The following is a 15,498-nucleotide window of genomic DNA, read 5'->3' as shown; positions in this document are numbered from 1 at the left end:
GCATGCCGCGCAGCAAGGCGACCGCCCTCGGGCTGACGCTGGCGGTGTTCGCCGCCAGCTGGATCGCGCCGCGCTGGCCGGTCGAACAGGCCATGCACAGCAGCCTGACCGTGCTTGGACTGGCTTGGCTCTGGTGGCATGACCGCCGCTGGCCGCTGCGGCCGGCGCACTTCGCGCTGATCTGCGCCTTCATCGTGGCGCACTGCGTTGGTGCACGCTGGCTGTATTCCTACGTGCCCTACGACGCCTGGCTGCAGGCCGCGACGGGCTGGTCGCCTGCGGAGGCCTTCGGCTGGCAGCGCAACCACTTCGACCGCTTCATCCACCTGATGTACGGGGTGTGCTTCACGCCTGCCGTCTGGCATTGGTTGCGCCAGCGCTGGCCGCAGCTGTCCATCGGGCAGGCGTTCACCCTCGCGGTGATGCTGATCATGTGCACGAGCCTGGTGTACGAATGGCTGGAATGGGGCATCGCACTGACGATGTCGCCTGAAGCCGCCGAGTCCTACAACGGCCAACAGGGCGATGTGTGGGATGCCCATGCCGACATGCTGCTGGCCACCCTCGGCACCTTGCTTGTCTGGCCGCTGGCGCGCGCCGAACGCACGGGAGCCGTGGCGTGACGACCCGCATCGCCGTGCTCGCCTCCGGTCGTGGCAGCAACCTGCAGGCCATCCTGCAGGCCATTGCCGACGGCACGCTGGATGCCGAGGTCGTCGGCGTCTTTTCCGACAAGCCCAACGCACCTGCGCTTAAGCAGGTCACGCCGGAGCGCCGCTGGAGCGCACGTCCCTCCGCATTTCCGGATCGCGCAGCCTACGAAACCGTCCTGTCGGACGCGGTCGCCGCTGCCAGTCCGGACTGGATCGTCTGCGCCGGCTACATGCGCATCCTCGGCGACGCCTTCATCGCCCGCTTCCGTGGCCGCCTGCTGAACATCCACCCTTCGCTGCTGCCGAAGTACCGCGGCCTGCACACCCATGCCCGCGCCCTCGAGGCCGGCGACGCCGAACATGGCGCCAGCGTCCACTTCGTCATTCCTGAACTGGACGCCGGCAGTGTGATCGCCCAGGTGCGGGTACCGACCCTTGCCGGCGACACTCCGGAAACGCTGGCCGCACGGCTGCTGCCGCGGGAGCACGCCCTGCTGCTGGCGGTACTGCGTTTGGCGGCAGCGGGGCAGTTAGCTGAACAGGGAGACGTCACACGCTGTCACGGTCAGCCGTTATTAAATCCCCTCTCCCTAGATTCAGCCGACCGTTTGGTTTCCTGACGCCGCTCTCCGCCCGATGACCTTTCTGTTCCGCTCCCTGCTGCTGGGCCTGATGTTGGCCGGATCGGCGGCGCCCGCCCGGGCGCTGGAGCCGTTCGTGGCCAGTTACCAGGCTTACAACGAGGGCAAGCTGGCCGGCAGCGCAAGCATGAAAGTGGCGCCCAAGGCCGGCAGCCAGTGGCAGATAGACCTCAACGTGAAGGGAACACGGGGTTTCGCCCGCCTGGCAGGCTTGAACATCGAACAGAGCACCGTCTTCGACGTCGCCGGCGACCAGTTCCGTCCGCTGAGCCAGGCCACCGTGCGCCACGCCCTGTTCATGGGCAAGAAGATGGTCGGCACCTACGACTGGGAGGCCCGCACTGCCCAGTGGCAAGGCGACATCAAGAAGAACCGGCGTGCACCGCTGCCCCTGCAGCCCGGCGACATGAGTGCCCTGCTGATGAATCTGGCGGTGATCCGCGATGCCGCGCCGGGCAAACAGCTCGACTACCGTGTGGTGGACAACGGACGTATCCGCGAGTACCAGTACGTGGTATCGCCCGAGCCGGAAACCGTGACCGTCGAAGACCTGAGCTACAGCGCCCTGCGCGTGAGCCGGGCCAACGGCGGCAACGACGAAACCATCTTCTGGGTCGCCGATGGCGTGCCCACCCCCGTGCGCATCCTGCAGCGGGAAAACGGTCAGGACGGCGTGGACCTCCGCCTGGTCGAATACCAAGGAGCCCCTTGAACATGATGAAGACCCCCCTCGCTCCCTCGCGCATCCTGCTCGCCGCTTCGCTGCTGGTCGGCGCCATCGCACCCGCGCTGGCGGTCGAGGCCTTCACGGCGCAGTACAACGCCAGCGCGCTGGGCATGGTCGGCGAAGGCCAGATGTCGGTCGCGCCACAGCCGGGCAACCGCTGGCAGTACTCGCTGAGCGTGCGCAACCAGGCCGTGGACCTGAGCCAGAAGACCGTCTTCGATGTGCAGGACGGTCGCATGCGCCCGCTCAGCAGCAGCGACAGCTCGCGCCTGCTGATCAAGCGGAAGAGCGTCGACACCGTCTACGACTGGTCGAAGGCGCAGGCCACGTGGAGCGGCGACGTCAAGCCCGACCGCGCCGGCCCGGTGAAGCTGGTGGCGGGCGACATGGATGCGCTGCTGGTCAACCTGGCCATCGTGCGCGACGTCGCCGCCGGCAAACCGTTGACCTATCGCATGGTGGAGAACGGCCGCGCCAAGCCGATGACCTATCAGATCGCCGGCAAGGAGCACATCACCATCGGTGGCAAGCCGCAGGAGGCCACCAAGGTGGTGCGTACCGACGGTGACAAGCAGACGATCGTCTGGGTCGTCGCGGACGCACCGGTGCCCGCCCGCATCCTGCAGCGCGAGAAGGGCCAGGACACCATCGACCTGACGCTCAAGTCCTGGCGCTGATTACCCCAGGAGACCCGACAATGACACGGATGTCCACGCTACTGTCCGCCTCCGCCCTGTTCATGGCAGCGGCCGTACCGGCGCATGCACTCAAGCCTTTCACTGCCCAGTACGACGCGTCCTTCAAGGGCATCTCGGCGGGCGGCTCAATGTCGCTCTCGCAGCAAGGCAATCGCTGGACCTACTCGATGGGTATCCGCAACGCGATGGCCAACCTGAGTCAGGCCACCGTGTTTGAGGACGCGGCCGGCCGCTACCGGCCTTTGGGCGGCAGCGACCGCTCGACCTATCTGATGAAGACGCGGTCGGTCATCACGCACTACAACTGGAAAGGCATGCAGGCGCGCTGGACCGGCGACGTGAAACCACAGCGGGCAGGTCCGGTGGCGATGCAGGTCGGCGACATGGATGCGCTGCTGGTGAACCTGGCGCTCGTCCGTGATGTCGGCTTCGGCCGCACATCGATGAGCTACCGCCTGCTGGAGAACGGCAAGGCCAAACCGATGGCCTACCGCGTCGCCGGCCGCGAAAAAATCACTGTGGGCGGGCGTGCGCTCGACACGACCAAAGTGGTGCAGAGCGCAGGCGGCAAGCAGACCACCGCGTGGATCGCGGCCGGCGTGCCTGCACCGGTGCGGATCGTGCAACGCGAGGACGGCAGCGAGGTATTCCGTCTGCAGCTGACCTCCTGGCGCTAAGCCAGGGTCGAACGGAAAAGCCCGGCGGATGCCGGGCTTTTTTCATTTCGCGTCGGACTGGAAGATCGTCTTGCAGTCCATCCGGATGGTGCCGGCTCCACTTCGCCACGCAAAGGCATTGCAATGCCGGTTGCCTTCCTGCTTCTGCTCGACGACCACCGAGAACACCGCTTGCGCGATCTCCCCCTGCGTCACCGTGCCATCGCCGTTCCAGTCCATGTCTTCGGTGGTGATGCCGTGGGTGGCGGCGGAACCGGTGTAATGCAGCCAGGCCACCAGCGCCAACAGTGCCGCCACGACACCCAGCAGGATCTTCCGGCGCAGCGGGAAGCGCGGGCGGATCCCGGAGAGCTTGGGATCGTGCCGGCTCACGACACGCGCCTGATCTTCGCGCCCAGCCCGCCCAGCTTCTCCTCGATGTTCTCGTAGCCGCGATCCAAGTGGTAGATGCGGTCGATGGTGGTTTCCTCGTTGGCCACCAAGCCAGCGAGGATCAGCGAGGCCGATGCCCGCAGGTCGGTCGCCATCACCGGCGCGCCGCCCAAGGTCTCCACGCCGCGCACGATGGCGGTGTGTCCTTCTACGCGGATGTCCGCGCCGAGTCGCAGCAGTTCATTGACGTGCATGAAGCGGTTTTCGAAGATCGTCTCGTTGATCACGCCCACGCCGTCGGCCACGCAGTTCAGCGCCATGAACTGCGCCTGCATGTCGGTGGGGAAGGCCGGGTACGGCGCGGTGGTCAGGCTCACGGCCTTCGGGCGCTTGCCCTGCATGTCCAGGGTGATGCTGTCGGCGGTGGTCTCGATCTTCGCGCCTGCTTCGGTGAGCTTGTCGAGCACGGCTTCCAGCGTGTCGGGGCGAGCGTTGCGCGCGGTGACCTTGCCGCCGGTCATCGCCGCCGCCACCAGGAAGGTACCGGTCTCGATGCGGTCCGGCACCACCGAGTGGCGCCCGCCGCCCAGGCGTTCGACGCCATGGATGACGATGCGCGACGTGCCCGCACCTTCGATCTTCGCACCCAGCGCGTTGAGGCATTCGGCCAGGTCGGTGACCTCCGGCTCCATCGCGGCGTTCTCCAGCACCGTGGTGCCCTCAGCCAGCGTGGCCGCCGCCATGACGTTCTCGGTGCCCGTCACGGTGACCATGTCGAACACGAAGCGGGCGCCTTTCAGTCGCGCCGCACGCGCCTTGATGTAACCGTTCTCGACGGTGATTTCCGCACCCAGCGCCTGCAGGCCCTTGATGTGCTGGTCGACCGGGCGAGAACCGATCGCACAGCCACCGGGCAGCGAGACCACGGCGGCGCCGTGGCGCGCGACCAGTGGGCCGAGCACGAGGATCGAGGCGCGCATGGTCTTCACCAGCTCATACGGCGCCACAAAGCGGCTGACGGTGGTGGGATCGACGGTGATGCCGCGCCCCTTCGCCAGCGTGCCCTCGTCGATGGTGATGCCGGCGCCCAGTTCGCCCAGCAGCTTCACCGTGGTCACCACGTCATGCAGGTGCGGCACGTTGGTGATCTCCACCGGCGCATCGGCCAGCAGGGTCGCGCACAGGATGGGAAGCACGGCGTTCTTCGCGCCCGAGATGGTGACTTCGCCGTTGAGCGTGTTGCCACCGGTGACGATGATCTTCTGCATGGAAATCCGGGATGGGGAATGCGGGTGGAGGGCGGTACCGCGTGGCAGGTCAGCGCGCGGTGCCGGCTTCGTCAGGGGTGATGGTCTTGAGCTGCAGCGCATGGATCGCGCCCCCCATCAGCTCGCCCAGCGTGGCGTAGACCATGCGATGTCGGGCCAGCGGAAGTTTGCCGCGGAAGGCGTCCGACACCACGGTCGCCTCGAAATGGACGCCATCGTCGCCCTGCACGTCGGCGCGGGCGCCCGGCAGGCCGGATTCGATCAGTTTACGGATGGTTTCAGCGTCCAACGGGCTTTCCTAATAAAATACCCGGCCATTCTACCTGCCGGCGCCCCGTCCGCATGTCCCAGCCGCACCCCCTGACCCCGTCCGTCTCGCCTGCCAGCCTGGCGGCCAGCGGCCGTCGGGTCATCGAGATCGAGGCGCGGGCACTGGCTGCACTGGCCGCCCGCATCGATGCCACCTTCGCCGCCGCCTGCCAAGCCATCCTGGCCGGCAACGGCCGCGTGGTATGCACCGGCATGGGCAAGTCGGGGCATGTGGCCCGCAAGATCGCCGCGACGCTGGCGTCGACCGGCACGCCGGCGTTCTACGTGCACCCGGGCGAAGCCGGCCATGGCGACCTGGGCATGATCACCGATGCCGACGTGGTACTGGCGCTGTCGTACTCGGGCGAGTCCGACGAAGTGCTGATGCTGTTGCCGGTGCTCAAGCGCCAAGGCAATACCGTCATCGGCATGACCGGCCGGCCACAGTCGACGCTGGCACGCGAGAGCGATATCCACCTCGACGTCAGCGTCCCGGCCGAAGCCTGCCCGCTGGACCTCGCACCGACCAGCAGCACCACCGCCTCGCTGGCAATGGGCGACGCGCTGGCCGTGGCATTGCTGGACGCGCGAGGCTTCACCGCCGACGATTTCGCCCGCTCCCATCCTGCCGGCAGCCTGGGCCGCCGCCTGCTGCTGCACATCACCGACGTGATGCATGCGGGCGACGACGTGCCGCGCGTAGACGTGGGCGCAACGCTGAGCGAAGCGCTGGTGGAGATGAGCCGCAAGCGCCTGGGCATGACCGCCGTGGTAGCACCCGATGGTCGCCTGGCCGGCCTGTTCACCGACGGCGACCTGCGCAGGACCCTGGACAATCCCGCGCTGGACGTCCGCACCGCCCGCATCGCCGAAGTGATGACGCATGCGCCCAAGACCATCGGTGCCGACCAGTTGGCGGTGGAAGCGGCGCGCCTGATGGAAACACACAAGATCAGCGGCCTGATCGTGGTGGATGCGGAACGGCGCCCGGTCGGCGCGCTCAACATTCACGACCTGTTGCGTGCCCGCGTGGTGTAAACCCCGGAGCGTTTCTCATCCCTTCTTTTCCTACCGCCCCTCTTGACCATGCCCCTGCGCCATCTCCATGACCTGACCGAAGACGTGCTGGCCCGCGCCGCGCGCATCCGTCTGGCGTGCTTCGACGTGGACGGCACCCTGACCGATGGCCGCCTGTTCCTCGACGGCGAAGGGCGCGAACAGAAGGCGTTCCATGTGCAGGATGGGCAGGGCCTGGTGCTGCTGAAGCGCGCCGGCATCGAGGTGGCCTTCATCACCGCGCGGGGCGGCACCGTCGCCGTGGCGCGGGGCCGGGAACTGGGCGTGCAGGTCTTCACCGGCGTCAAGGACAAGCTGGCCAAGGTGCAGGAACTCGCAGCCGGCCTGGGCATCGGGCAGGACGAGGTCGCCTTCATGGGCGACGATCTGCCGGACGTGCCTCCGTTCCTTGCCGTGGGCCTGGCGATCGCCCCGGCCGACGCGCACCCGTGGACCGCGCAACATGCGCACTGGCGTACGCGTCGTGCGGGTGGCCAGGGCGCAGCACGCGAAGCCTGTGACCTGTTGCTCGGCACGCAGGGCCACGCCCCCACGTTCGAAGGCGGCACGGCATGAGCTGGCGTACCACGCTGGGACTGGTCCTTCTGCTGGCGGCCATCGTCAGCGGGTGGTCGGCCTGGAAGAACCGCGACATTCCCGCGCCCAACCAGGTGCTCGCCGACCGGTCGGATTACGTGATGCGCGACTTCGAGATGATCGCGTTGAACGGAGAGGGCCACGAAGCCGTGGCGGTACGTGCTCCCGAGATGGCGCGCAATCCGCAGGACGAGACCTACACCATCACCACGCCGCTGTTCCTGCTCCCGGAGGAGGAAGGGCGCTCGTGGGAGCTGCGTGCGAAGACCGGCTGGCTCAGCGCAAAGGGCGAGGAGTTGCGCCTGAAGGGCGACGTGCATGGCACGTCTCCGGCCGGCAGCGCCCGCCAGGCGGAGTTCCGTTCCGAGACGCTCAACGTGTTCCCGGACCGCGACCTCGCCCAGACCGACGACGAGGTGACGGTGACCCAGCCCGGCTCTAGACTGAGCGGACGCGGTTTTGAGACCAACCTCAAGACCAAGGAATACACATTCAAATCCCAGGTGAGATCGATCTATGAACCGCGTTCTGCTCGCTAGCGCTGCGCTGGTGCTCCTGCTGCCCGCCGCAGGCGCGGTAGCGAAGACCACCGACCGCAACCAGGCCATGACGATCGACGCCGGCAGCCAGTCCGGCAACATGGAAGGCAACGGCAAGACCACGCTGGGCGGCGGCGTGGTGGTCACCCAGGGCTCGCTGGAGATCAGGTCGTCCGCGGCCGAGATCTACATGGCCGACGGCGAGATCTCGCGCTCCATCTTCACCGGCAAGCAGGTGAAGATGAAGCAGCAGATGGACGACGGCACCTGGATGGACGCACAGGCCGACCGCGTCGAGTACGACATGAAGACCGAGACCATCACCTTCATCGGCAACTACACGGTGAAGTCCGACCGCGGTTCGAACAGCGGCCAGCGCATGGTCTACAACACCAAGAGCGGCAACATGCAGAGCGGCGGCGACGGCACCCGGGTCCGCACGGTGATCCAGCCCAAGTCCGCCACACCGGCACAGGGCAAGAACTGATGCTGACCGCGGAGGGACTGCGCAAACGTTACAAGCAGCGCGAAGTCGTCGCCGACTTCGGCCTGACCCTGCAGCCGGGCGAAGTCGTCGGCCTGCTGGGCCCGAACGGCGCCGGCAAGACCACCTGCTTCTACATGATCGTCGGCCTGGTGGCCGCCGATGCCGGCAGCATCGAACTGGACGGCCAGGACATCACTGCCCAGCCGATGTACCAGCGTGCCAAGCTCGGCGTGGGCTACCTGCCGCAGGAACCGTCGGTGTTCCGCAAGCTCAGCGTGGCCGACAACATCCGCCTGGTGCTGGAACTGCGCGACGACCTGGACAGCGCCGGCATCGAGCGTGAACTGAATTCGCTGCTGGACGAACTGCAGGTCACCCACGTGGCCGACCAGCTCGGCGCCAGCCTGTCCGGCGGCGAGCGCCGGCGCGTGGAGATCGCGCGCGCCCTCGCCGCTCGCCCGCGCCTGATGCTGCTGGACGAACCCTTCGCCGGCGTCGATCCGATCTCCGTGGGCGAGATCCAGCGCATCGTGAAGCACCTCAAGGATCGCGGCATCGGCGTGCTGATCACCGACCACAACGTGCGCGAAACCTTGGGAATCTGCGACCGGGCGTATATCCTCAATGCCGGTAGCGTTCTGGCGCAGGGGGCCCCGGACGCGTTGCTGGCCAATCCGGACGTACGCCGGGTCTATCTGGGCGAAGCTTTCCGCCTGTGATCCCCGTCGGCGGCCCAGGCCGCCACACGGGTTTCCAAGGTCGGGAATGAAGCCACGCCTGCAGACATCGCTGGGACAGCAGTTGGTCATGACGCCGCAGTTGCGTCAGGCCATCCGGCTGCTGCAGATGTCCACCGCCGAGCTCGAAATCGAGCTGACCGAAGCGGTCGAGACGAATCCCCTGCTCGACTGGAGCGAGCCCGAGGAAGAGCAGGTACAGGTCCGCGGCAGCGACGACGACCAGCCTCCCGCCGAACCCGCGCAGGAGATCGCGCGCGATACCGATGACGACCGCGACGACTGGTCGCCGGACGAAGGCCCGTGGACGACTTCCGGTAGCGGTGGCTCCTTCGACGATGACGAGAACGGCAGTCCCGCCGAGCGCGTGGCGGAAGCCGACACGCTGCACGGCCATCTTCTGTGGCAGCTCCACCTCTCGCATCTGTCCGCGCGCGACCGGCGCATCGGCGCTACGCTGATCGATGCGCTCGAAGACGATGGCTATCTGCGCGAACCCCTGTCGGGCATCGTGCAGGCGTTGCGCCCGGACATCGAAGCACGCGAGGACGAGGTACTGGTCGTGCTGCGGCAGGTCCAGCGCTTCGATCCGGTCGGGGTCGCCGCGCGTACGCTCGGCGAATGCCTGCACCTGCAACTGGCGGTGCTGAGCGACGACACGCCGGGCAAGACGCTGGCGCTGCAGATTGCCGATACCGCATTGGAGCGCCTCCCGCGCAGTGGCGTGGCAGGACTGGCGCAGGAAATGAAGCGCCCGCTGGCCGAGATGGAGGAAGCCGTGCAGTTGCTGCGCACGCTCGATCCCAAACCCGGCGCGCAGGTCGGCGATCTCTCGCACGACACCTACGTGGTGCCCGACTGCGTGGTCTGGCGCCAGCGTGGCGTCTGGCGCGCCGCGCTGTCGGGCAACACCTTGCCGCGCATCAGCATCCATCGCGGCTACGAACAGATGATCCGGCAGTGCGGCGACAGCGATGCCGGCTACCTGAAGGCGCAACTGCAGGAAGCACGCTGGCTGCTGAAGAGCGTGGAGGCCCGCGGCGACACGCTGTTGAAGGTCATGCGCTGCCTGCTGCACCAGCAGGCCGGGTTTCTCGAGTTCGGCGAACAGGCGCTGCGGCCACTGACCCTGCGTGACGTCGCCGAAGAGGTGGGGCTGCACGAGTCGACCGTGTCGCGCGCGATCGCCCGCAAATACGTGAGGACACCACGCGGCACGCTGCCGATGCGTGCCTTCTTCGCCTCCGGCATCGATACCGAAGGCGGCGGCGAAGCCTCCAGCACGGCGATCCAGGCCATGATCCGCCGGCTGGTCGACGGCGAGAATCCGCGCAAGCCGCTGTCCGACGCCAAGCTGGCCGACCTGCTCAAGTCTTCTGGCATCCCGGTGGCGCGCCGCACCGTCGCCAAGTACCGCGAAGCCCTCAACATCCTGTCGTCCCACGAGCGCGTGCGCATCGGCTGAACGCCCTCTGCGTCGCACCGGTTCCGTGACTCCGTTCCGCACGCGCGAAACGCTTTTCTAACACTGCGCCGCGCCACGAAAATTTCTGCGCCACAACAGTTGATAGTTGTCGCCGACGGGTCCATCTTGTCCTCGAAGGCTTCGTCCTTCCCTTGCCACCACATAGGAGATCACCGGAACCCAGACCCCTGCCGCGTTGTCACATGACACGCTCTCCGCGCCACGCGCGCGGTTCTACCGACCAGAAGGAGGCACACATGCGTATCGAGACTTACGGCCATGAAATCGAAGTCACTCCCGCCTTGCGCGAATACGTTGAAACCAAACTGAAGCGGTTGGAGCGCCACTTCGAGCAACCCTGCGAAGTCCGTACGCAACTGGGAACCCGCAAGCCCGATTATCTCGCCGAGGCCACGGTCAACGTGTCCGGGCGCACCCTGCATGCCGATGCCGGCGCGCAGACGATGTATGCGGCCATCGACATCCTGGCCGACAAGCTCGACCGCCTGCTGGTCAAGCACAAGGAAAAGCGCACCGACGTCCAGCGCCACAGCATGCGCGGCGAACTGATCGGCTGACGCATCGCCTCACGGGCCGCTTCGCGCCGCGGAGCGGCCCTCGCACTGCACGAGTCTCCACGCGCCCAGCCTCCTCGCTGCGCATTCGTGGTCGCACGCTTCCGGAAGGGACATTACACTGGCCCTCAATGCGCTCCGGGCGGATCGTGCCGACACCGTGTCGTCGATCCGCGCACTGACCGGAGAAGCACCCCCTTCCCTCCGGCTGCCTTCGCATGATGAATACCAGCATCACCGCCCGTGAACTGTTCGATCAGCAGAAGGACAAGCTGGCCCTGCGCTGGCTGGCCGGGCAGAAGGGCGAGAAGCGCGTGCTGGAATCCGGCGACACCGTGTCCCGGCGCCCGTCGCTGGCCGGGTACCTCAATGCGGTCTACCCCAACAAGGTGCAGATCCTCGGCACCGAGGAGCTGACCTGGCTGGATTCGCTCGACTCGCGCCAGCGCTGGGAGACCATCGAGAAGATCGTGCAGGCCAGGCCGTTGGCGCTGGTGATCAGCAAGAGCCAGTCCTGCCCGGAAGACCTGCGCGAAGCGGCCAACGAAAACGACACGCCATTGTGGGTGTCGCCCAAGCGCGGGCATGAACTGCTCAACCACATTTCCTACCACCTGGCGCGCACGCTGGCGCCACGGGTCACGCTGCACGGCGTCTTCATGGAGATCTACTCCATCGGCGTGCTGATCACCGGTGAGGCCGGGTCCGGCAAGAGCGAACTGGCGCTGGAACTGCTGAGCCGCGGCCATCGCCTGGTCGCCGACGATGCGCCCGAATTCACGCAGATCGCACCTGACGTGCTGGATGGCACCTGCCCGGAGCTGCTGCAGGACCTGCTGGAGGTCCGTGGGCTGGGCGTACTGAACGTCCGCGAGATGTTCGGCGATACCGCGGTCAAGAAAAACAAGTACCTGCGCCTGATCGTGCACCTCACCCGTCCCATGACCGAGCCCAACCCCCACGGCTACGAACGGCTGACCGGCGATTCGGGGACGCGCCACGTGCTGGATCTGGATGTTCCCCTGATCACCCTGCCCGTGATGCCCGGCCGCAACCTGGCCGTGCTGACCGAAGCCGCCACGCGCCTGCATATCCTGCGCACCAAGGGCATCGACCCGGCGGCGATGTTCATCGCCCGCCACAGCAACCTGCTCGAGCGCAGCACGCCATGATCCAGGCAGGCGACGACGCGGCGTCCATGCACGAAGAAGGCGCGCCCGCCGCGACACCCACCGTGGTGATCGTCAGCGGGCTGTCCGGCTCGGGCAAGTCGGTGGCGCTGAAGACCTTCGAAGACCTCGACTACTACTGCGTCGACAACCTGCCGGTGGACCTGCTGCCGTCGTTCGTGCGCAGCCTGATGCGCGAGGACGAACTGCCGCCCAAGATCGCGGTGGGCATCGACGTCCGCAGCCGCCACAGTGACCTGTCGAAACTCGCCCAGTGGCGCGCCGCGCTGGCGCAACTGGGACTGGAAGGCCGCCTGGTGTTCTTCGATGCCGGCGACGACGTACTGTTGCGCCGCTACTCCGACACGCGCCGCCGCCATCCGCTGGGCCATGGCGGCCTGTCGCTGCAGGAAGCGATCCGTCAGGAGCGCGGGATCGTCCAGCCGCTGCGTGACGAAGCGGACGTGGTCATCGACACCAGTCAGCTCAACGTGCACCAGCTGCGCCGCCGGATCATCGCCGAGTTCGCCCTCAGCCGGGGAACGCAGCTCTCGCTGCTGTTCGAGTCCTTCGCCTACAAGCGCGGCGTACCGGCCGACGCGGACTTCGTGTTCGATGCCCGGGTGCTGCCCAACCCGCACTGGAATCCGGAACTTCGCCCCTACGCCGGCCGCGACCCCAAGGTCCGGGCGTTCCTCGACTCGCAGCCCGACGTGGCCGAGTACGTCGGCCAGGTCAGTGGGTTCCTCGACACCTGGCTGCCCCGCCTGCGCGGCGAGACCCGCAGCTACGTGACCATCGCCTTCGGCTGCACCGGCGGCAAGCACCGCTCCGTGTACCTGGCGGAAACCCTGGCGCGGCATGCCCGCGAACAGGGCTGGGAAGAGGTCGCCACGTTCCACCGCGAGTTGGACTGATCGGGGCAGCACCGTCGCAACGTGAGCTGACGGCCACCGTCGGATCAATCCACCGAACGACGTCCGCTCCGTTCCACTCGCGCGACTTCCAGCGCGTCATGCCCGTCTGTTAACGTTCCGGCATGGCCTGTGGCATTCTTCTTGTGACTCATCCTGGCGTGGGCGCGGCGATCCTGACGGTCGCCACCGCGCTGCTGCGACAGCTGCCCCTGAAGGCGGAAGCCTTCGAGGTGCCGCTGGACGCCGACCTCGATGCCCTGCTCCCGCAGGCATCGGCTGCGTTGCGGCGCGTCGACGGCGGCGAAGGCGTGCTGGTGCTGACCGACCTGTACGGGGCCAGCCCCAGCAACCTGGCCGGCAAGCTGGCCCGCCTGGGCACACCGGTGCGCCGCGTGTCGGCGCTCAGTCTGCCCATGCTGCTGAGGGTGATGAATTATCCGGAACAGGGACTGGACGACCTGCCTGCCACGGCCGCGGCAGGCGCACGCAATGGAGTCATTCACGACGATGCTTGAACGCGAACTCATCATTTCCAACCGCCTCGGGCTGCATGCGCGCGCCACCGCCAAGCTGGTGCAGACGCTGTCCGGTTTCCGCTGCAACGCCACGCTGGCGGCCAAGGGCCGCGAGGTGAACGCCAAGAGCATCATGGGTGTCATGCTGCTGGCCGCCGGCCAGGGCACCCCCGTGACTGTCCGCATCGAAGGCGAGGACGAAGCCGCCGCCATGCAGGAAGTCGTCTCGCTGTTCGAGCGACGATTCGACGAGGAATCCTGACGTGAGGGCACTGCTGCCGGGCCATGGGGCTTCGCGCGGCAGTGCGCTGGGACGCGCCCGGGTCCGGCTGCCCCATGTGCTGGAGGTCGCCGAGCAGCACATCCGCGCCGACCAGATCGATGACGAGGTCGCCCGGCTGCACGAGGCGGTCGACGCCACCCGTCGCGAGATGCACAGCCTGCGCACCCGGCTGCATGGCGCGCTGGCCAAGGAGGTCGGCGAGTTCCTCGACCTCCATGCCCTGCTGCTGGACGATCCCGAACTGCTGCATGGCCTGGACGAACTGATCCGTACCGGCCGTTACACCGCCGACTACGCCCTGCGCCTGCAGCGCGACCGGCTGGCCGCCGTGTTCGACGGCATGGACGATGCCTACCTCAAGAGTCGCATGGACGACCTCGACCATGTGATCGGGCGCATCCACGCACACCTGCACCAGCGCGCGCCCGATGCGCCCGCGGTGGCCGGCGAGATCCTGGTCAGCGACAACGTGGCGCCGTCCGAGCTGGCGCAATTGCAGTCGCAGGGCGTCGTCGCCGTGGTGACTGCCGCCGGCAGCACGCTTTCGCACAGCGCCATCCTCGCGCGCAGCCTGCACCTGCCGCTGGTGGTGGGCAATGCGCAGGCACTGCAGAAGATCAACGATGGCGATGTGCTGCTGGTCGACGGCGCCACCGGCGAAGTGGTGGTCGATCCCGACCCCGAAGACCTGCGCCGCTATCGCGAGCGCCTGCGCGAGGCCGCGCGGGAGGCACGCGAACTCGGCCGCCTGCGCTCCAAGCCCAGCCGCACCCGCGACGGTATCGACATCGCCCTGTGGGCAAATGCCGAATCGCTGGAGGACGTGGCCAAGGCGCACACGCTCGGCGCGGCAGGCGTTGGCCTGTACCGCACCGAATTCCTGTTCCTGCAGCAGCGCGAACTGCCGAGCGAAGAGCAGCAGTTCCAGGTCTACCGCGACCTCGTGCTCGGCATGGGCGGCCGTCCGGTGACCATCCGCACGCTCGACCTGGGCGCCGACAAGGCGGACCGTGCCGGCCTGGTCGCCGGCGACGAGGAGAACCCCGCCCTCGGGGTGCGCGGCGTGCGCCTGTCGCTGGCGCATCCGGGCGTGTTCGACACCCAGCTGCGCGCCATCCTGCGTGCGTCGAACTACGGACCGGTCCGCGTGCTGGTGCCGATGGTCAGCGGCCGCGAGGAAATGCTGGAGGTCCGCCGTCGCCTGCAGCGCGCGGCGCTGCAACTGCGCAAGCAGGGCCACGAAATCGCGGTCCAGCTCGAGTTGGGCGCCATGATCGAAGTGCCCGCTGCCGCCATCGCGCTGCACGGCTTCGCCGACGTCGTCGACTTCGTTTCCATCGGCACCAACGACCTGGTGCAGTACCTGCTCGCGGCGGACCGCAACAACGACGCCTTGGGCGAACTGTATTCACCCCTGCATCCCGGCGTGCTGCGCCTGCTGCGCCACGTGATCCGCACCGGCGCCGAACACGACATCCCGGTGGCGATGTGCGGCGAGATCGCTGGCGACGCTACGCTGGCGCCAATGCTGCTGGCGCTGGGCCTGCGCGAATTCAGCCTGCACCCGGCCACCTTGCTGGAAGTGCGCCGCGCGATCCGCGACGCCGACCTCGGCGACCTGCAGGCGCGCACCGAGAAGCTGCTGCAGGCACGCGACCGCGCCGGCATCGAGCGCTGGTTGAAGGCGGCGACCTCTGCCTGAAGTCCCATGGAGTTTGTGGGAGCGACGTCAGTCGCGATGAGGCTATCCCGCTGGCCCATCGCGACTTGCGTCGCTCCCACAGGACCTCCTCACTGCGCTTGCCAAGGGTGT

General features: G+C 67.4%; 20 protein-coding genes. 17 read left to right on the top strand and 3 right to left on the bottom strand.

The window, feature by feature from the left end; all coding sequences use genetic code 11:
• Nucleotides 1–2: 2 nt before the first annotated feature.
• Genes ACSQ1W_RS02455 through ACSQ1W_RS02435 form a run of 5 tightly spaced genes read left to right on the top strand, consistent with a single transcriptional unit; the run spans nt 3 to nt 3,396 of the window.
• Nucleotides 3–623 (top strand): DUF2238 domain-containing protein, encoded by a 621-nt coding sequence (locus ACSQ1W_RS02455; RefSeq protein WP_436041519.1) that lies wholly within the window; start codon nt 3–5, stop codon nt 621–623.
• A complete protein-coding gene (gene purN, locus ACSQ1W_RS02450; RefSeq protein WP_436041518.1) occupies nt 620–1,273 on the top strand; it encodes a phosphoribosylglycinamide formyltransferase in 654 nt (217 codons plus the stop codon). The genes ACSQ1W_RS02455 and purN overlap by 4 nt, the downstream gene beginning before the upstream one ends.
• 52 nt (nt 1,274–1,325) lie before the next feature.
• A complete protein-coding gene (locus ACSQ1W_RS02445; RefSeq protein ID WP_436046074.1) occupies nt 1,326–2,006 on the top strand; it encodes a DUF3108 domain-containing protein in 681 nt (226 codons plus the stop codon).
• A 5-nt stretch (nt 2,007–2,011) separates the two neighbouring features.
• Nucleotides 2,012–2,698, top strand: coding sequence for a DUF3108 domain-containing protein (locus tag ACSQ1W_RS02440; protein WP_436046072.1), 687 nt, complete (start codon nt 2,012–2,014; stop codon nt 2,696–2,698).
• A gap of 29 nt (nt 2,699–2,727) precedes the next feature.
• Entirely contained in the window at nt 2,728–3,396 is a 669-nt protein-coding gene (locus ACSQ1W_RS02435; protein WP_436041517.1) for a DUF3108 domain-containing protein, read from the top strand.
• A 42-nt stretch (nt 3,397–3,438) separates the two neighbouring features.
• On the opposite strand, the gene ACSQ1W_RS02430 is transcribed toward ACSQ1W_RS02435, so the two are convergent.
• The 3 genes from ACSQ1W_RS02430 to ACSQ1W_RS02420 are packed head-to-tail and all read right to left on the bottom strand — an operon-like array spanning nt 3,439 to nt 5,325.
• Nucleotides 3,439–3,768 carry an EF-hand domain-containing protein gene (locus ACSQ1W_RS02430; RefSeq protein WP_436041516.1) on the bottom strand — a complete coding sequence of 110 codons (330 nt, stop codon included), beginning with the start codon at nt 3,766–3,768 and terminating at the stop codon, nt 3,439–3,441.
• Nucleotides 3,765–5,036: a UDP-N-acetylglucosamine 1-carboxyvinyltransferase gene (gene murA / locus ACSQ1W_RS02425; protein ID WP_436041515.1), complete on the bottom strand. Its 1,272-nt coding sequence runs from the start codon at nt 5,034–5,036 to the stop codon at nt 3,765–3,767. The genes ACSQ1W_RS02430 and murA overlap by 4 nt, the downstream gene beginning before the upstream one ends.
• Before the next feature lie 49 nt (nt 5,037–5,085).
• Nucleotides 5,086–5,325: a BolA family protein gene (locus ACSQ1W_RS02420; RefSeq protein WP_192270144.1), complete on the bottom strand. Its 240-nt coding sequence runs from the start codon at nt 5,323–5,325 to the stop codon at nt 5,086–5,088.
• Between the two features lie 53 nt (nt 5,326–5,378).
• Between ACSQ1W_RS02420 and ACSQ1W_RS02415 the strand changes: the two genes are divergently transcribed.
• The 12 genes from ACSQ1W_RS02415 to ptsP all read left to right on the top strand — a co-directional run bounded on the left by ACSQ1W_RS02415 (nt 5,379) and on the right by ptsP (nt 15,387).
• Nucleotides 5,379–6,383, top strand: a complete 1,005-nt coding sequence (locus ACSQ1W_RS02415; RefSeq protein WP_436041514.1) for a KpsF/GutQ family sugar-phosphate isomerase — start codon at nt 5,379–5,381, stop codon at nt 6,381–6,383.
• A gap of 48 nt (nt 6,384–6,431) precedes the next feature.
• Entirely contained in the window at nt 6,432–6,977 is a 546-nt protein-coding gene (locus tag ACSQ1W_RS02410; RefSeq protein WP_192270148.1) for a KdsC family phosphatase, read from the top strand.
• Complete coding sequence (lptC, locus tag ACSQ1W_RS02405; protein ID WP_192270150.1) at nt 6,974–7,537, top strand: LPS export ABC transporter periplasmic protein LptC; 564 nt, start codon at nt 6,974–6,976, stop codon at nt 7,535–7,537. Before ACSQ1W_RS02410 ends, lptC begins: the two co-directional genes overlap by 4 nt.
• Entirely contained in the window at nt 7,515–8,024 is a 510-nt protein-coding gene (gene lptA / locus ACSQ1W_RS02400; protein ID WP_436041513.1) for a lipopolysaccharide transport periplasmic protein LptA, read from the top strand. The genes lptC and lptA overlap by 23 nt, the downstream gene beginning before the upstream one ends.
• Nucleotides 8,024–8,743 carry an LPS export ABC transporter ATP-binding protein gene (lptB, locus tag ACSQ1W_RS02395; RefSeq protein ID WP_436041512.1) on the top strand — a complete coding sequence of 240 codons (720 nt, stop codon included), beginning with the start codon at nt 8,024–8,026 and terminating at the stop codon, nt 8,741–8,743. Before lptA ends, lptB begins: the two co-directional genes overlap by 1 nt.
• The gene (locus tag ACSQ1W_RS02390) at nt 8,649–10,226 is read left to right on the top strand and encodes an RNA polymerase factor sigma-54 (RefSeq protein WP_436041511.1); all 1,578 of its coding nucleotides are present in this window, start codon (nt 8,649–8,651) and stop codon (nt 10,224–10,226) included. Before lptB ends, ACSQ1W_RS02390 begins: the two co-directional genes overlap by 95 nt.
• A 257-nt stretch (nt 10,227–10,483) precedes the next feature.
• Nucleotides 10,484–10,804 carry a ribosome hibernation-promoting factor, HPF/YfiA family gene (gene hpf, locus ACSQ1W_RS02385; protein ID WP_162339176.1) on the top strand — a complete coding sequence of 107 codons (321 nt, stop codon included), beginning with the start codon at nt 10,484–10,486 and terminating at the stop codon, nt 10,802–10,804.
• A gap of 218 nt (nt 10,805–11,022) precedes the next feature.
• The gene (gene hprK, locus ACSQ1W_RS02380; protein ID WP_192271330.1) at nt 11,023–11,973 is read left to right on the top strand and encodes an HPr(Ser) kinase/phosphatase; all 951 of its coding nucleotides are present in this window, start codon (nt 11,023–11,025) and stop codon (nt 11,971–11,973) included.
• 26 nt (nt 11,974–11,999) lie between these two features.
• Entirely contained in the window at nt 12,000–12,887 is an 888-nt protein-coding gene (rapZ, locus tag ACSQ1W_RS02375; RefSeq protein ID WP_436046070.1) for an RNase adapter RapZ, read from the top strand.
• 122 nt (nt 12,888–13,009) lie between these two features.
• Nucleotides 13,010–13,402: a PTS sugar transporter subunit IIA gene (locus ACSQ1W_RS02370; RefSeq protein ID WP_192270158.1), complete on the top strand. Its 393-nt coding sequence runs from the start codon at nt 13,010–13,012 to the stop codon at nt 13,400–13,402.
• Complete coding sequence (locus ACSQ1W_RS02365; protein ID WP_436041510.1) at nt 13,395–13,664, top strand: HPr family phosphocarrier protein; 270 nt, start codon at nt 13,395–13,397, stop codon at nt 13,662–13,664. Before ACSQ1W_RS02370 ends, ACSQ1W_RS02365 begins: the two co-directional genes overlap by 8 nt.
• Nucleotide 13,665: 1 nt before the next feature.
• Nucleotides 13,666–15,387 (top strand): phosphoenolpyruvate--protein phosphotransferase, encoded by a 1,722-nt coding sequence (ptsP, locus tag ACSQ1W_RS02360; protein ID WP_436041509.1) that lies wholly within the window; start codon nt 13,666–13,668, stop codon nt 15,385–15,387.
• The last annotated feature ends 111 nt before the right edge of the window (nt 15,388–15,498 follow it).

Origin of the sequence: Pseudoxanthomonas sp. LjRoot143, from assembly GCF_964252945.1 — a bacterium.
GTDB lineage: Bacteria > Pseudomonadota > Gammaproteobacteria > Xanthomonadales > Xanthomonadaceae > Pseudoxanthomonas_A.
Note: the sequence above shows the minus strand (reverse complement) of the source record. Positions and strands in the feature narration are given on the sequence as shown.

Bases quoted from the DNA above. Each gene is read 5' to 3' on its own strand.
- hprK (WP_192271330.1), top strand. From the start codon at position 11,023: ATGAATACCAGCATCACCGCCCGTGAACTGTTCGATCAGCAGAAGGAC.
- lptB (WP_436041512.1), top strand. From the start codon at position 8,024: ATGCTGACCGCGGAGGGACTGCGCAAACGTTACAAGCAGCGCGAAGTC.
- ACSQ1W_RS02455 (WP_436041519.1), top strand. From the start codon at position 3: ATGCCGCGCAGCAAGGCGACCGCCCTCGGGCTGACGCTGGCGGTGTTC.
- ACSQ1W_RS02440 (WP_436046072.1), top strand. From the start codon at position 2,012: ATGAAGACCCCCCTCGCTCCCTCGCGCATCCTGCTCGCCGCTTCGCTG.
- ACSQ1W_RS02390 (WP_436041511.1), top strand. From the start codon at position 8,649: ATGCCGGTAGCGTTCTGGCGCAGGGGGCCCCGGACGCGTTGCTGGCCA.
- ACSQ1W_RS02415 (WP_436041514.1), top strand. From the start codon at position 5,379: ATGTCCCAGCCGCACCCCCTGACCCCGTCCGTCTCGCCTGCCAGCCTG.
- ACSQ1W_RS02365 (WP_436041510.1), top strand. From the start codon at position 13,395: ATGCTTGAACGCGAACTCATCATTTCCAACCGCCTCGGGCTGCATGCG.
- hpf (WP_162339176.1), top strand. From the start codon at position 10,484: ATGCGTATCGAGACTTACGGCCATGAAATCGAAGTCACTCCCGCCTTG.
- murA (WP_436041515.1), bottom strand. From the start codon at position 5,036: ATGCAGAAGATCATCGTCACCGGTGGCAACACGCTCAACGGCGAAGTC.
- ACSQ1W_RS02410 (WP_192270148.1), top strand. From the start codon at position 6,432: ATGCCCCTGCGCCATCTCCATGACCTGACCGAAGACGTGCTGGCCCGC.
- lptA (WP_436041513.1), top strand. From the start codon at position 7,515: ATGAACCGCGTTCTGCTCGCTAGCGCTGCGCTGGTGCTCCTGCTGCCC.
- ACSQ1W_RS02445 (WP_436046074.1), top strand. From the start codon at position 1,326: ATGTTGGCCGGATCGGCGGCGCCCGCCCGGGCGCTGGAGCCGTTCGTG.
- ACSQ1W_RS02435 (WP_436041517.1), top strand. From the start codon at position 2,728: ATGTCCACGCTACTGTCCGCCTCCGCCCTGTTCATGGCAGCGGCCGTA.
- lptC (WP_192270150.1), top strand. From the start codon at position 6,974: ATGAGCTGGCGTACCACGCTGGGACTGGTCCTTCTGCTGGCGGCCATC.
- ACSQ1W_RS02370 (WP_192270158.1), top strand. From the start codon at position 13,010: ATGGCCTGTGGCATTCTTCTTGTGACTCATCCTGGCGTGGGCGCGGCG.
- rapZ (WP_436046070.1), top strand. From the start codon at position 12,000: ATGCACGAAGAAGGCGCGCCCGCCGCGACACCCACCGTGGTGATCGTC.